At 33.6% G+C, this 16,597-nt stretch carries 12 protein-coding genes; 4 read left to right on the top strand and 8 right to left on the bottom strand.

Going from position 1 to position 16,597, the window contains the following annotated elements:
• Positions 1-187: 187 nt before the first annotated feature.
• From tsf to rplM, 4 genes are all read right to left on the bottom strand, one after another.
• Entirely contained in the window at positions 188-1,156 is a 969-nt protein-coding gene (gene tsf / locus ABD816_RS10655; protein WP_344927191.1) for a translation elongation factor Ts, read from the bottom strand.
• Between the two features lie 176 nt (positions 1,157-1,332).
• On the bottom strand, positions 1,333-2,190 hold the full coding sequence (rpsB, locus tag ABD816_RS10650; protein ID WP_344927190.1) for a 30S ribosomal protein S2: 858 nt from the start codon (positions 2,188-2,190) through the stop codon (positions 1,333-1,335).
• Positions 2,191-2,319: 129 nt separating this feature from the next.
• A complete protein-coding gene (gene rpsI, locus ABD816_RS10645) occupies positions 2,320-2,706 on the bottom strand; it encodes a 30S ribosomal protein S9 (RefSeq protein ID WP_344927189.1) in 387 nt (128 codons plus the stop codon).
• Positions 2,707-3,162, bottom strand: coding sequence for a 50S ribosomal protein L13 (rplM, locus tag ABD816_RS10640; protein WP_344927188.1), 456 nt, complete (start codon positions 3,160-3,162; stop codon positions 2,707-2,709).
• A gap of 331 nt (positions 3,163-3,493) precedes the next feature.
• Between rplM and ABD816_RS10635 the strand changes: the two genes are divergently transcribed.
• Together ABD816_RS10635 and ABD816_RS10630 are read left to right on the top strand one after the other, a co-directional pair.
• The gene (locus ABD816_RS10635) at positions 3,494-6,223 is read left to right on the top strand and encodes a DUF5916 domain-containing protein (protein ID WP_344927186.1); all 2,730 of its coding nucleotides are present in this window, start codon (positions 3,494-3,496) and stop codon (positions 6,221-6,223) included.
• Positions 6,224-6,320: 97 nt separating this feature from the next.
• The gene (locus tag ABD816_RS10630) at positions 6,321-7,517 is read left to right on the top strand and encodes a serine hydrolase domain-containing protein (protein WP_344927184.1); all 1,197 of its coding nucleotides are present in this window, start codon (positions 6,321-6,323) and stop codon (positions 7,515-7,517) included.
• Between the two features lie 69 nt (positions 7,518-7,586).
• On the opposite strand, the gene ABD816_RS10625 is transcribed toward ABD816_RS10630, so the two are convergent.
• The 3 genes from ABD816_RS10625 to polA all read right to left on the bottom strand — a co-directional run bounded on the left by ABD816_RS10625 (position 7,587) and on the right by polA (position 13,886).
• Complete coding sequence (locus ABD816_RS10625) at positions 7,587-9,947, bottom strand: T9SS type A sorting domain-containing protein (protein ID WP_344927182.1); 2,361 nt, start codon at positions 9,945-9,947, stop codon at positions 7,587-7,589.
• Between the two features lie 226 nt (positions 9,948-10,173).
• Complete coding sequence (locus tag ABD816_RS10620) at positions 10,174-11,004, bottom strand: TerC family protein (RefSeq protein ID WP_344927180.1); 831 nt, start codon at positions 11,002-11,004, stop codon at positions 10,174-10,176.
• A 47-nt stretch (positions 11,005-11,051) separates the two neighbouring features.
• Positions 11,052-13,886 carry a DNA polymerase I gene (gene polA / locus ABD816_RS10615; protein ID WP_344927179.1) on the bottom strand — a complete coding sequence of 945 codons (2,835 nt, stop codon included), beginning with the start codon at positions 13,884-13,886 and terminating at the stop codon, positions 11,052-11,054.
• Between the two features lie 373 nt (positions 13,887-14,259).
• Here polA and ABD816_RS10610 point away from each other — a divergent pair, with 373 nt between their 5' ends.
• Together ABD816_RS10610 and ABD816_RS10605 are read left to right on the top strand one after the other, a co-directional pair.
• On the top strand, positions 14,260-15,498 hold the full coding sequence (locus ABD816_RS10610; RefSeq protein WP_344927177.1) for a metallophosphoesterase: 1,239 nt from the start codon (positions 14,260-14,262) through the stop codon (positions 15,496-15,498).
• Positions 15,499-15,577: 79 nt separating this feature from the next.
• On the top strand, positions 15,578-15,874 hold the full coding sequence (locus tag ABD816_RS10605; RefSeq protein WP_344927176.1) for a thioredoxin family protein: 297 nt from the start codon (positions 15,578-15,580) through the stop codon (positions 15,872-15,874).
• A 74-nt stretch (positions 15,875-15,948) separates the two neighbouring features.
• On the opposite strand, the gene ABD816_RS10600 is transcribed toward ABD816_RS10605, so the two are convergent.
• Positions 15,949-16,587: a polysaccharide deacetylase family protein gene (locus ABD816_RS10600; protein WP_344927174.1), complete on the bottom strand. Its 639-nt coding sequence runs from the start codon at positions 16,585-16,587 to the stop codon at positions 15,949-15,951.
• Positions 16,588-16,597 lie beyond the last annotated feature (10 nt).

Raw genomic sequence — 16,597 nt, 5'->3', positions numbered from 1 at the left:
TTTATAATGTGTGTGTTGATAGTAATATCAAATGCTTTTCTAGGCTAATTGGGGGATTAGTCTTTTAGGGGTAGCATTTTGGAGGAGTCCAAAATGTTTAAAAAATAGAAGGTTATAATGACAAAGGATATAATAGAAAAACCGCTTCGATTAAGAAGCGGTTTTTTAATATACATGACTTTTTTGATTAACCTCCGATAGAAGCTCTTTCAAAACCAACCACTTCTACGTTGCCTATTGATTTTACATAATCAGCAACTTTTTTCTTTTCATCTTTGATAAAATTTTGATCAAGTAATGCTTTTTCCTGATCTAGTGTTGTATTATCAGAGATGAATCGCTCTAGTTTTCCTGGAAGAATTTTGTCCCAGATTTGTTCTGGTTTTCCTTCTGCTTTTAATTCAGCTTTGAGATCTTCTTGCGCTTTTGTGATGATTGCATCACTTAATTGAGCTCTGGAAATAAATTGCGGAACATTCTTTTGTGTCTTTCCTAGTCTACCTAATTCGATATTATCTTTTTCGATTGCAGCAATTCTTGATTTTGTTTCTTCTTCTACAAATGCAGGATCAAAATCTTTGTAAGAAAGGGTAGTTGCACCCATAGATGCTACCTGCATAGAAATATCTTTAGCTAATGTTTCTGCACCATCTACAGCAGCAGATAAACCAGTTAATGCTCCAATTTTATTGTTATGGATATAAGAACCAACAAAAGGGGCTTCTAAAACTTTAAAATCACCAATTTCTATTTTTTCTCCTATTACTCCGGTTTGCTCAACTAATTTTTCCTGAACTGTCATCCCGTTAAAATCAGCAGCTAATAATTCTTCTTTAGAAGATGCATCCATAGCTACTTGTGCTAATTCTCTTGCTAAAGAAATAAAAGAATCATTTTTTCCAACAAAATCAGTTTCACAATTAAGAGAAACAATGATTCCTCTGTTTTTAGAATCGTTTACTAATGCTATAACAGCACCCTCTGCAGAATCTCTATCAGCTCTTTTGTCTGCAATTTTTTGTCCTTTTTCTCTTAAGATTTTAATAGCACTATCAAAATCTCCTTCTGCTTGAACAAGTGCTTTTTTGCAATCCATCATTCCGGCACCTGTAGCTTTACGTAATTTACTTACATCTGCGGCTGTAATCTTTGCCATATCCTTTAGTGTTTAATGTTTTTGTGTTAAAAAAATAAGTCGCTTAGTCGATACCTCAAAAGTAAAGAACCAAACGACTCATTAGTATTATATTAAGGTTATGTTTGTTACGTAATTCTAAAAGAATTTATTAAAAACATACCCTTTTTTAATGATTGTTATCAATCAATACCTGTTTATTCTTCCTCTTGCTTAGCAGTTTCAGAAGCTACAGGAGCTTTTTCAGTTTTTGCTGGCGCTTCTGCAACTGCAGGAGTTGCTTTTGCTGGCGCAGCAGCTGGTGCTTCTTTAGCTTCTTTTTCTTTTGTCTTTGCTGCTTTGTCGGCTGGCGCTTCTTTTGCTGCTTTTCTTTCGCTTAGACCTTCTATGACAGCATCGCTTACGTATGTCATTACTTTGTCAATAGATTTAGAAGCATCATCATTTGCAGGGATTACATACTCTACCTGACGTGGATCAGAGTTGGTATCTACCATTGCAAAAATAGGAATGTTTAATTTCTGAGCTTCTTTTACCGCGATATGTTCACGAGTAATATCTACAACGAATAATGCTCCAGGTAGACGAGTCATATCAGAGATAGAACCTAAGTTCTTTTCTAACTTAGCTCTTAATCGATCTACTTGTAAACGTTCTTTTTTAGATAAAGTCATAAAAGTACCGTCTTTCTTCATTCTATCAATGGTAGCCATTTTTTTCACAGCTTTACGGATAGTAACAAAGTTAGTCAACATACCTCCTGGCCATCTTTCAGTAATGTAAGGTTGGTTTGCTTTAGCTGCTTTATCAGCTACGATTTCTTTTGCTTGTTTTTTGGTAGCAACAAAAAGGATTTTTCTACCAGAAGCTGCAATCTTTTTTAAAGCCTCACCAGCTTCTTCGATTTTTGCAGCAGTTTTATATAGATTAATGATGTGAATACCATTACGCTCCATATAGATATATGGTGCCATATTAGGATCCCATCTTCTTGTGAGGTGACCAAAGTGTACACCTGCATCAAGTAATTCTTTTACTTCGATATTGTTTGCCATTCTTTGTAATAGTTTACGTTCCTGTTGAATTAGCAATGATCAAGTGGCTATCTTTTGATATGGCCTTGAACATTTAGATGCTAAACTAACTCCCATTTTAGGGATAACAACAAATACTGTTTTAATAAATTAACGTTTAGAGAACTGGAATTTCTTACGAGCTTTCTTCTGTCCGAATTTCTTACGTTCAACCATTCTTGGATCTCTTGTCAATAATCCTTCTGGTTTAAGTACTAATCTGTGTTCAGCATCAAGTTCGCACATTGCTCTTGATAATGCTAGACGAATAGCTTCTGCTTGACCAGTAATTCCTCCTCCATATACATTTACATTAATGTCAAACTTTTCCTCATTTTCCGTTAAGGCAAGAGGTTGGTTTACTTTGTACTGTAAAGTAGCTGAAGGAAAGTAGTCTTTTAGATCTTTTTTGTTGATCGTAATCTGACCAGAACCATCTTTAAGGTAGATTCTAGCTACAGCCGTTTTTCTACGACCAATTTTGTGAATAACTTCCATCTACTTAAATTCTTTTAAGTTAATAGTTTTAGGCTGTTGAGCTTCCTGATCATGCTCTGCACCTGAATAAACTTTTAAATTACGGAAAATTGCAGCACCTAATTTGTTTTTAGGAAGCATTCCTTTTACCGCTTTTTCAATTAAACGCTCTGGGTTTTTGTCAAATAACTCCTGAGCAGTAAGACTTCTTTGCCCTCCAGGATAACCAGTATGACGGATATATGATTTATCTGTCCACTTTTTTCCTGTCAAGTTGATTTTTTCGGCATTTGTAATAATTACATTGTCACCGCAATCAACGTGTGGGGTAAAGTTAGGTTTACGTTTTCCTCTAAGTAGCAATGCTACTACAGAAGATAGACGTCCTAAAGTCTGTCCTTCAGCATCTACATGCAGCCATTCTTTAGAAACGGTTGCTTTGTTCGCAGATACTGTTTTGTAACTTAATGTGTCCACACTAACTAAATTTTACTAATTAAACATTCCTTTTCCTATATAAAATAGGGGTGCAAATGTACAATTATATATTTATATAGCAAACTGCTATTGGATATTATTTCATAAACCTGAATCATTGGTTTTCAGACAGATCAATTATTTAATGTTTTTTATGTACCTATCTTATTTTGAGTATTGATATTGTATCATATCAGAGTTGGATATAATTTCTGGAATTGATAACTATATTCTGTAATTGCTGTTAATTTTTGTTAAATGTAGAAGATAACTGTAGCAAACTTTTTTACCTTAAATCCCTATTCATATCAGTTGATCAAAAAATAATAATATGAAGCTGAAATTAGTTCTCTTAATTATAGGATGTTTTCTTGTTTCATTCCTAATGCAAGCTCAGGAAGAAAATACTACTGCTATTGTGTCAAAGCGGACTTACATTACAAAACCATTGGCCACATCTAAGGTACCTGTTATCAATGGTATAATTGATGAGGTAGAATGGGATATTGTAAAATGGTCTGGAGATTTTATAGAACGGCAACCCGATGAAAATACGCCACCTAGTCAGCAAACTAAATTTAAGATAATATATGATCAGAATTTTTTATATGTTGCATATCGATGCTATGATACAGAACCTGATCTAATAGAAAAGAGATTATCAAGAAGAGATGGTTTTGCGGGGGATAGAATTACACTAGTACTAGATACTTATCACGATAAACGAACTGCTTTCTCTTTTACCATTACTGCTGCTGGAGTAAAAGGTGATGAGTTTGTGAGTCAAAATGGTGATAATTGGGATCCAAGCTGGAATCCTATTTGGTATGCAGCCAGCAGGATTGATGCTGAAGGATGGACTGCTGAAATAAAAATTCCGTTGAGTCAATTGAAATTCGGTAAGAGCAAAGAGCAAATATGGGGCTTGCAGATTTCACGTTTGTTTTTTAGAAAGGACGAGCGCTCTGCTTGGCAACGTATACCTGCAGATGCGCCCGGATATATTAGTGAGTTTGGAGAGTTACATGGGCTTCTCGATATTAAACCTCAAAAACAGTTAGAAATTCAGCCTTTTACAGTCACACAATATGATACATATCCAGAAGAGGAAGGAAACCCTTTTAGAGAAGGACAGGAGTTTAAACTTAATGGGGGGTTAGATGCTAAAATCGGGATAACTAACGATCTAACGTTAGATTTGACCGTGAATCCAGATTTTGGACAAGTAGAAGCAGACCCTGCACAGATTGCATTAGATGGTTTTCAGATATTTTTTGAAGAACAAAGACCATTTTTTGTAGAGAATAAAAATATTTTTGATTATCAGTTTGCAAATGGATCTGATAATTTATTTTATTCTCGTAGGATTGGTAGAAATCCCCAAGGTATTGCTGGTGCTAGTCCTATTAACGATAGTGGTCCGCTAAATGAAGAGTTTATAGATGCTCCTGCAAATACGGTTATTCTGGGTGCTGCGAAGTTTAGTGGAAAAACAAAAAATGGATGGTCTGTAGGGATTTTAGAAAGTGTAACTTCCAGAGAAATAGCAAAGATAGAGGATGCAAATGGTCATAGAAGGGAAGCAGTTGTAGAACCTCTTACCAATTATTTTGTGAGTCGAATTCAAAAAGATTTTAATGAACGCAATACGTTTATAGGAGGTATTTTTACAGCAACCAGTCGTGATTTAGGCGATGCATATAATATTGATTATGAGAATCCAGATACAGATGAGACTTCAGAATTAACAGAAGTGCGAGAAAATAATCTTAATTTTCTTAGAAAATCAGCTTATACTGGTGGAATAGACTTTCGACACAATTGGAAAGACAGAAAGTTCTTTGTAGAAGGTAATATGGTAGCCAGCCACGTAGAAGGGTCTAAAGAAGCTATTACAAAAACACAAGAGCTTCTTACTCATTTGTTTCAGCGTGTAGATGCAAGCCACCTTACAGTAGACCCTAACCGCACATCACTTACGGGAACAGGAGGTAAAATTACTGGTGGCAAATCTGGAGGTGGCAACTGGAGATATGAGGGGGGCGTGTTCTGGCGATCGCCAGAGTTAGAATTAAACGATATAGGTTTTTTAAGAAGAGCTGATGAAATCAAGCAATTTGTGAATCTAAGATATCAATTCTTAAAACCAACAAAATGGTTTAGACGTGCTAATTTTGGTGTGGAAGAAGTATCAACATTTGATTTTGAAGGTAATTATAATCGTATTGAATATGAGTTTAATGGATATGTTAATTATAAAAATAATTGGTGGACAGAGATAGGAGCGGGTCATAAACCTCGCATATTTATTAATGCCGCTTTAAGAGGAGGTCCTCGTTTTCGTTTTTCAGAAGAAAATTTTGCATATTTATTTTTTGGATCCGATAGTAGAAAAAAGTTTCGTTTTACTGTAGGTTATGTCAATTCACTCGCTAAACAAAATAATTTTTCCTTTGAACGGTATGTAGTACGTTTAAATTATCAGCCTTTTGATGCTTTTAGCATGTCTATTGATCCAGAGTTTCGCAAGAATCTCGATAAAACACAATATGTTACAGAAGCTGATTTTAATGGAACGCCTAAGTATATAACGGGAAATATTGATCAGCAGACGTTAAGTGCTAGTATCAGATTAAATTATAATGTGAACCCTAATCTTACTATACAATATTATGGACAACCTTTTATTTCCAGAGGGGTTTATTCTGATTTTAATTTTGTCAATAATGCTACAGCAAAGAATCTTAAAGAACGTATCACATTATATGATGCCAATCAGATTTCATTCGCTGATGATGAATATGCTATTGATGAAAATCGAGATGGTGAAGTAGATTACACTATAGATACACCCGATTTTGCTTTTGTACAATTTCGATCTAATTTAGTCGTTCGTTGGGAATATATTCCTGGATCTGAAATATTTTTGGTTTGGTCCCAGGGTATTACGGGAGATGGGAATACTTCAGATCATTTATTTCGAAGTCTGAATAATCAAATTTTTGGACAACAACCTGAAAATACTTTTTTGATAAAAGCAACCTATAGATTTGTATTATAAAGATATATCAAGAGTATTTTTATTTATAAAATCTTAGCTGAGAAATAGAAATTTTACAGTAGTTCTTGTATTTTGCAGTTCTTAAAACTACTATAATATGAAGTATCTCTATATGTTCTTGGTTGCTGTGTTTTTAACTGGTTGTACAACCTCTCAGACCACCGAGCAAAATACCGAAGCTATATCGGTATTGCCTAAAGCTAAAAAAACAGATTCTTTATCATTTTTTTTAGAGCATTATGATAGATTTTTCAAAACTAATTTTAATGTGTCTGAATGTCCAGGTGCAGCAGTGGTTATTGTAAAAGACACTACGATAGTTTATAAAAAAGGGTTTGGAGTAAAAAAAATTAACACACAAGATTCTGTGGATGTCAATACCGTATTTAGAATTGCAAGTTTATCAAAGGGTTTTACAACTGTACTTGCTGGAAACCTTGCAGATCGCAATGAACTAGATTGGAACCAAAAAATAAAGGAGGCAATTCATAATTTTGATTTAAAAGATCACGCACAAGCAGATAGGCTTACTGTAAATCATATATTATCTCATACGTCTGGCTTATATAAATATTCAGGTTCTAAATTAATTCAAAAAGGATTGCCGTTATCAACAATCATTACCGGGCTGAAAAATAGTGGAGTAGTTGCTAAAGAAGGTACAGCTTACGAATATCAGAACGCTATTTTTTCTGTCATCGAAAAGGTAATGGAAAAGGCGACAGGGACATCCTTTGAATCCTTATTACAACAGCGATTGTTTACTCCAGCAAATATGATAAATGCATCAAGCTCATATGCTAAAATAAAGATGAATACTAACGTCGCGTTACCGCATTCCTGGAATCATTACTCTAAAAAATACAGTCTTAAAAGTATTCATAAGAATTACTATAATGTGGCAGCTGCGGGAGGCATTAATGCCTCTATATCTGATATGGGAGAATATTTACAGGTGTTATTAGGGAATCGTCCTCATATTATTTCCAAAAAAAGTTTACAAGAGATTTTTACCCCTATGATTAGTACAGCTGACAACAATACTTATGTGAATCTATGGGACGGTGTTACAGGTTCTTATTATGCTAAGGGTTGGCGAGTGCTGGATTACAGAGGAAGAACTATTATCTATCACGGCGGAAATGTAAATCAGTATAAAGCTCAGCTTCTGGTAGATGTAGAAAATAAAATAGCAATTTGCGCCTTGTTTAATGCCCCTAATACATTTAATGGTCCCGTAATGCCAACTTTTTTAAGTTATTATGATTTTTTTATGGAGGTTTCTAAGGGTTAGGAATCGGTTTGGGAGATTCAATAAAAACAAGCCTGAGTCAATAACGTAGGCTTCTTAATATGCAGTTTTTTATTGTTTTACAATTCTTGATGTGAATGTTTGAGTATTCATATTGAGTTTAAGAACATAGATTCCAGTTGGTAGATTAGAAAAATCTAAAGCTTGGTTATTGATAACCTGTTTTTGTTCAAAAACTTGATTTCCGAGTATTCCATAAACTGAAGCGGTAACTTCGCCATGTTTTAATGACCCTAATGAGAGTATAATTTTATCAATAGTAGGATTCGGATATGCTTTAATCCCTGCTGAAGTAAAATCATCAGATCCCAATGTTGTGGTAATTGTTATTTTATTTCTATACAAAATTAAGTCTGCCACTATATTATTGATTACAGCACATTCATATTCACCTAGATCAGCGGAAGTTGCACTTGGAATAGTGTATATTCGTTCGGTTGCACCATCGATATCGACTCCGTCTTTCTGCCATTGATAGCTGTTATTATCACTTTGAGTAGCTTCTACAGATAAAGTAATGTATTCTCCTTCTTGATATATAATCGTTTCTTCATCATCTATATGTTTTTGATTTTCGTAAGAAAAAAAAGATATAGAATTCTCAAAGGTGTCATAAACTGGTTCTAAATCTTCAAATACGTAATTATTATTTTCAAGTCTTAAACCACTAAGCTTAGGAAGGTTCGCTAATGTTATCGGTATCTCTCCTGACAAATTATTATTTCTTAGATATAATAATTCGATGTTATTTAGATTTTCAAAAGATGAAGGTATTTGTCCCGTAAGATTATTAGACGAGAGAGAGAGCCAGAACGTCTCGCTTAGATTTCCAAGACTTTCTGGTATTTCACCGGATAACTCATTATTTGATAGGGTTAAACTATAAAGTTTGTCAAGGGTACCAATCTCCTCGGGAATACTACCTATAAAATTATTACTTCCTAAACTTAAAAATACTAAATTTTCAAGCAGACCTAATTCTTTTGGGATGTTCCCAGTTAGACCACCGTCTAAAAATAAAGATGTTAATGGTAAGGCATTTCCAACTGTTTCTTTCAGAGGACCTCTTAAAGCCCCCCTAAGCCATAATTCTTTCAAATTCGGCACTTCCCATAATTCATCAGGTAAATCTTCGGTATTATTCCCATTAATGATCAAATATTCTAAGTTTATAAGTTGATTTACTGTACTAGGGATTTTATAGTCAAATGCAATATTTCCATCATTATAATCCCGATTATAAATATCTACATTAACTAAACTGGTCATATTCCAAAGCTCATCAGGAACTGCATTAAAAACATTTGATCGGAATTCAATTATTTTGAGGTTGTTAAGATTGCTAATTCCGGTTAGGTCATCTTCAAAAAGGCTGTTGACAATTATTAAATGCTCTAAGGAGTCTAAAGTAAAAAGCGCGTCTGGAAATTCGCCAGTAAGCCCATTTCTCGTGATATTAAGTTTTTTAAGTTTGTTAAGATTTCCAATGGAACTTGGTAGTGTTCCTGTTAAATCGGCATTAAATGCGACATATAAATATTCAAGTTCTGTTAGACTTCCTATTTCGTCAGGTATCCCCCCTGTAAATCCAGTGTAACCTATAGTAAGTTCTTTGAGTTTTTGTAGGTTTGTGATAGAATTGGGTAGGTTTCCTACTAATTCTAAATTTAAGCTAATGTCTAATAACTCTAACTCAGTAAGATTCCCTAATTCTTCTGGTAATTCGCCAGATAAATTTGAGTTAAGTTCTAGTTCAGTTACTCTCCCTAGATCATTAATTGTTACTCCTTCCCAAGTATAAACATCTGTAGTGAGATCCCATGGGTTGTCCCAATTGGGTCCATCTGTAGCATTATAAATCGCAATTAAATGTTCTTTATCAACTACATTCTCTTTTATACTAACGTTATCGAATAACATGATTTCGCCAGTATCATTAGAATCTGCGTGCAGGGTGATGTAGAAGAATCGATCTTCAATAGGTGAAAATTCAAATTCAAAAGTCTGCCATTCGTTGGAAAAGTTTGTAGTAGAAAATATTTTCTCTATTTCACCATTTAATATTTGAAGATCAATGTTTAGTGTGTTAAAGATCCCTCTTTTTACTTTGTAATCTAAAGATACTGTATATGTTTTTTCAGCATCTAATCGGAAGTCCGAGCTACTCATGGAAATCAAGGGAAGATTTCCATTACAGGAGCCATGGCAGGTTGTTTCTAATTCTATACTATAATTTCCATCTGTCGAATCAGTTTTTCTTGAAATATCATAACTAGTGTTAATTGTCCAGTCTAAAGGTGAGAAAACTGAACTATCCCACTTTTCAAAACTCTGGTTGTCTATGAGATTTGGTTGCGCCTGAATAAGTGTGCAACAAAAAGTAAAAACAAATGTTATGTAGATTTTTTTCATTTTAGATTTTTAAATTTGGATTGTAATAGTTAATAAAACAGCAACAAAATTTTAATACCCTTTTTTATTATCTTAATATCACATGTGCCATCTCTTATATTAGTGTCTTGATATATAGATTTGTTACCAAAATCAATGAAAAATTATTCTGTATAGGTTTTGATACACAAAAAAGGTGTTTCCCTAGATTAGGAAAACACCTTTTTGCAGCTTTTTTTTGGAAACCTTATTTATTGCCTTTGTTTTTAGTCAAAACTTCCTGAGCTTTTTTCTTGTTTAGAAGATTCTTCTGATAGCGTCCCTGCACAATGTCAATCAATACAAGCACTATAATCACAAAATAAAATGTAGTCTTGCTCATCGGGGTGATTACATTGCCAAAAAGGTGTAAATGGGCTAAATGACCACCTTCAGACAATAACATGATACCTACTATAAAAAGGATGAAAAGTCCCAGTACTTCATACATTCTGTTTTTCTGTAGAAAATTAGAAACTTTATCAGCCAGAACAATCATGATAATACCTCCAATGATAATAGCGATAGACATCAGAACCAATTGAGGGATGTAATCCATATCACTCGTTAATGCCATGGCACTAAGGATAGAATCAAAAGAAAAAACGAGATTCATAATGACGATCCATATGATTATTTTATTAGTAGATCCTTTCTTTTCTGCCTGATGATCTGCCTCATGCTCGTGTATGAGCATCATATGCCAAATCTCCTTAACCGCTGTGTATATTATAAAGATGCCTCCGACTAATACAATAATACTATGTACGTTAAATTCGAATTCTATAATACTATTGTCATGCAGACTTACAAACGGATCCTGAAAATATTGAATAAGGGACATTAATATAAAGAGTAATACAATTCGTAAAATAATGGCCAGTCCTACTCCGATTTTACGAACAAAACTTTGTTTATCTGCTGGCGCCTTTTTTGACTCCAATGAAATATATAATAGGTTATCAAAACCAAGAACGGCTTGAAGTAAAACGAGCATCAATAAAGTAAAGAGGCTATCGAGCGTAAAAAGTTGTTCCATGTAATTTAAATATTTGATTAGTATTTGTTGATTAATACGTTTTTTAATTAATGCGCTTCCAGCCAATTGTTTCCAATTCCCATATCCACATCTAGGGGAACTGCTAACTGATATGCATTTTCCATTGCGGATTTTATGAGTATTTTTATTTCATCTAATTCAGGTTTAAAAACATCAAAAACCAATTCATCGTGTACTTGTAGTAGCATTTTGGTTTTGTAATTTCCTTCTTTTAGCTTTTTATGAATATTGATCATAGCAATTTTGATAATATCAGCTGCACTACCCTGAATCGGAGCATTTACTGCATTTCGTTCTGCTGCACCGCGTACAACAGCATTGGCAGAGTTGATATCTTTTAAATAACGTCGTCTGCCCAAAACGGTTTGTACATATCCATGATCTCTGGCAAAATCAACCAGTTCACTCATATAATTACGTAATTTAGGATATGTTTTATAATAGGTGTCAATTAGTTCTTTAGCTTCACTACGTGAAAGATCGGTTTGATTGCTTAAACCAAATGCTGAAACCCCATAAATAATTCCGAAATTGACAGTCTTAGCATTACTTCGTTGTTCTCTTGTCACTTCCTCTAGCGGTACGTCAAAAACTTTTGCAGCGGTAGATGCGTGAATATCTTCTCCGTTTTTAAAAGCACTGATCATAGTATCTTCTTCACTTAGAGCTGCTATGATTCTCAATTCTATCTGAGAGTAATCGGCTGCAAGCAATGTATATTCTTCATTTCTGGGAATAAAAGCTTTTCTTACTTGTCGCCCTCGTTCTGTACGTATAGGGATGTTTTGCAGATTGGGATTATTAGAACTAAGTCGTCCGGTAGCAGCTACAGTTTGCATATAATCTGTATGAACTCTTCCGGTTGCAGGGTTTACCTGCATGGGTAGAGCATCTACATAAGTGCTCTTTAGCTTAGATAAACCTCTAAAATCTAGAATGTCCTGAATAATTTCGTGATCTTTTGCTAAATAGGATAACACATCTTCTGCTGTAGAATATTGCCCTGTTTTAGTTTTCTTAGGCTTGTCTACTAATTTCATTTTTTCAAACAGGATAATTCCCAGTTGTTTAGGTGAGGCTATATTAAATTCTTCTCCAGCCTTTGTATATATTTTTTCTTCTAATGTTTTAATGTCATTTTCTAAGTTACTGGATAAAGATTGTAAAAATTCTTCATCGAGATTAATACCTTCTATTTCCATATCAGCAAGCACTCTTAGTAGTGGTACTTCAATATCTTCAAACAACGACAGTGTTTTTGCTTCTTTTAGCTCCGGTGCAAAATGTTCTTTTAATTGGTAGGTAATATCAGCATCTTCAACAGCGTATTCAGTTTGTTTTTCTGCGCGCACTTGTCTAAATGATAGTTGATTTTTACCCTTTTTTCCAATTAATTCTGTAATAGAAACCGGAGTATAATTGAGGTAAGTTTCAGAAAGGACATCCATATTATGTCTCATATCGGGATTGATGAGGTAATGCGCTAGCATGGTATCGAATAAGGTTCCTTTTACTTCGATGTCATATTTTGCCAATACTTTAATGTCGTATTTTAAATTCTGACCAATTTTAGTATTACTTTCTGATTCAAAAAATGCTCTTAGTTGTTCAATTAATTTCTGGGCTTCCTGTCGATCTTCGGGAAATGGAACATAAAATCCTTTTCCTTTTTCCCAGGAAAAAGCAATCCCTACAAGTTCTGCAGTCAATGCATCCAGACCCGTAGTTTCTGTGTCAAAACATACATGTTCTTGTTTCATCAGATTCTGAAAAAAAAGATTCATTGCCATTCCTGGAGCAATACTCTGATAAAAATGCTCCGTATTTTCAATAGTATTTCTGCCAGAAAAATCAGTTGCATCCGTTGTTGCAGTTTTTTCATTACTCCCAAATAATGAGAATTGACCTGCACCTGCTGCGTTTTCTTGTTTTTTAGATGAAGAGGAGCTTGTGCTTGATTTTGAATCATTACTATGAGAAGGAATGAAGATTTTATTAAATTGATCGGTGAGTCTTCTAAACTCTAACTCTTGAAAGATCTTGTATACCTCTTTGCTATTGGGTTCAGAGATTTCATAGTCTTTTGCGTTAAAAGTCACATCACAATCAGTGATTATTGTAGCTAATTTTTTAGAAAGTAATCCTAGAGCTGCATTGGCTTCTACTTTTTCTTTCATTTTACCTTTTAGCTTATCTATATTATCAAGAAGACCCTCCATAGAACCATAAGCTGCAATGAATTTCTTAGCAGTTTTATCCCCTACACCAGGCAATCCAGGAATATTATCAACAGCATCTCCCATCATCCCGAGATAGTCAATCACCTGCTCTGGTCGTGCTACTTCAAACTTCTTTTGTACTTCTGGGATTCCTAAAATCTCTATACCGTTACCCATTCTGGCAGGACGGTACATGAAAATGTTTTCTGACACCAATTGAGCATAATCCTTATCTGGAGTCACCATATATATTTTATAGTTTTCTTTTTCAGCTTGCTTAGCAATAGTTCCAATTAGATCATCTGCCTCAACCCCTGCTAATTCAATAATGGGAATATGCATTGCTTTCAAAATCTCCTGAATAATTGGTATTGCAATTTTGATAGCTTCTGGAGTTTCGTTCCGATTTGCTTTATATTCTGGGAAAATTTCTAAACGATCTTTACTCCCTTCTTTATCAAATGCCACCGCAAGATGATCTGGTTTTTCTCTTTTAATAACATCAAAAAGAGAATTTACAAATCCTAGAATGGCAGAGGTATCTTGTCCTTTAGAATTTATTCTTGGATTTTTTATGAGCGCATAATAACCTCTAAAAATTAAAGCGTAGGCATCTAGAAGGAAAAGACGTTTTTGTGACATAACAGGAATTAGTTTTTAAAAAATGCAATATAAAAAGAAGATTGGTGAAAATAGCGTCAAATTTTAGAAATAAGAAATGCCGTCAAAAATGACGGCATTTCGCCCCAAAATAAAATTGATAACAATGTTATCAATTACTTTATATACGGTTATATTGTCTTATAAATAATAATTAAATTCTAAAAACGAATGTACGAATAAAAAATTTACCTAGGAAAGGAATTAATAATATTTATGGGTTATTGGGTTTGCAGATTCTTGTACAGTTGATTTCAGGGGATTGAGTTCTTTTATACGTTAATGTTTACTTAAACCTAAGTAAATTATGAAAAGGTAGAATAGCTTTGTTTTATCATTAAAATAGAATTAGAAAATGAGATGGATACTGCTTATTTTAATAAGTGTATTAATTGAGATATATGCATATCAGGTTTTTAGAACACTTTTTAAAAATTATTGGATTCATATAGTTTACTGGATTATTTCGGTAGCAGTTATTTGCTATGCTGTGTATATATTTGCAAATTATGATAGAAGTGTTGGTCCTACAAAATACACACTTAGAGCAAGTGGTTTGCTACTTGTCACCCTAGTGCCAAAATTAATTTTGGTGTTATTTATGTTTGGTGAAGATATCATAAGACTTTGCATTGCAGGATACATTTATATCACTAATACTTGTTGCGATGAAAGTGCTACTCAATATTTACCTGATCGCAGAAAATTTATAAGTCAATTAGCATTAGGAGTCGCTGCTATTCCTTTTACAGGGCTTTTGCATGGTATTTTTAGAGGGAAATATAATTTTAAAGTTGTACAGCATGTACTATATTTTGAAGATTTACCTAATGCATTTGATGGTTTTCGCCTGACACAGATATCAGATATTCATTCTGGTAGTTTTGATGAAGTAGCAAAAATTGAATATGCAGTAGATTTAATTAATAAACAAGAGACAGATCTATTTGTGTTTACTGGGGATATTGTGAATACGGTGGCTAGTGAAATGGATGAATGGATACCTGTTTTTAAAAAGTTAAAAACACCTGTTTATGGTAAGTATTCTATTTTAGGGAATCATGATTATGGTGAGTATGTCACCTGGAATAATCAGCACGAAAAAGAAGCTAATTTTCGCGCAATAAAAGAAGTTCATTCTAAAATTAATTTCGATTTGTTATTAAATGAACATGTCTTTATTGAAAAAGATGGAGAACGAATCGCATTAATAGGGGTAGAAAATTGGGGGCATAATTTTAAGAAAGCCGGAGATCTCAATAAGGCTTCTCAAAGTGTTGATAAAAAAGATTTTAAGATTTTATTGAGTCATGATCCTTCCCACTGGGAGTATGAAGTTAAAAATAATGATCATCATTATCACCTTACACTAAGCGGTCACACACATGGTTTTCAGTTTGGTATAGAAATCCCTGGTTTTATACAATGGAGTCCCGTGCAATACGTTTATAAGCAATGGGCGGGTATTTATGAGAATATGGGAAAGTATCTGAATGTAAATAGAGGTTTTGGTTTTCATGCCTTTCCTGGTAGAGTAGGAATCTGGCCTGAAATTAGTGTCATTGAACTGAGAAAAGGGTCTAGGCAAACATAATTAGAAGAAAATGTTATATTTACAATTACTTAAAGGTTGTATGTTACAATATAGGTATACATCATAAAATTTTTAGAAAATGTCAAAGTTTGGGGAATTAATAGGTATTGAAGTTCCGGTTTTGTTAGATTTTTATACAGATTGGAATGAGCCATCAGCATCAATGCATCCTGTGTTAAGAGATGTTGCGGCAGCTCTTGGAGATAAAGCTAAGGTAATAAAAATTGATGTTGATAAAAATGAGGAATTAGCTACAGCATTACGCGTTAAGGGTTTACCGACTTTAATGATCTATAAGAAAGGAGAAATGGTCTGGAGACAAAGTGGGGAGCAAGATGCTAACACCTTGATTGGTATTATTAAAGAATATATTTAGTAACAATCACTGTTTAAAGTCATAAATCAATTACTGCATTAAATAAGTTGTGTGTCTTTCCTCTGGTTTTAATTTTATATTTTATTAAATACATATCCTTTTTTTGTAAAATGACTTAATATTTTTGGTAATGAGTATTTGAGGTTTTCTGAAGCTTTGATGCTGTCATGTAAAACTACAATACTTCCATTTTTAGTGTAATTAATCACGTTATGATGACATTCTACTGGAGTGGTTTTTTTACTCCAATCTTTTGCTAATATATCCCATAATATTATTTCGTATCCTAGTTCTTTTGTGGCTTTTAATTTGGATTGGCTTATTTGTCCATAAGGTGGTCTGAAAATTTTATGATGTACATCAATATGTTTAGATATTTCCCTATCACATTCAATAATATTGTTCAGGTATTGTTCTTGACTATTTTTCCAAGCCTTTAGGTGATTCATAGTGTGGTTTCCTATAGCATGGCCATCAGAAACTACTTTATTAAAGATATTAGGGTGCTTTTTAATGTTATCGCCGATACAAAAGAATGTAGCTAATGCATTAAACTTTTTGAGCTGATCTAATACAAATTCTGTAACATCAGGTATAGGACCATCATCAAAAGTAAGATAAATTGCTTTTTCATTTGTTTCATAAAAATCCCACCGATAACCTTGATACCACGTTTTAAGTAATCTAGGTGTTTTGGTGGGGATTAATTTCAAAATGATGTAA

It is taken from the genome of Aquimarina addita, from assembly GCF_039539305.1.
Lineage (GTDB): Bacteria > Bacteroidota > Bacteroidia > Flavobacteriales > Flavobacteriaceae > Aquimarina > Aquimarina addita.
This window is presented reverse-complemented; position numbering and strand designations above follow the sequence as displayed.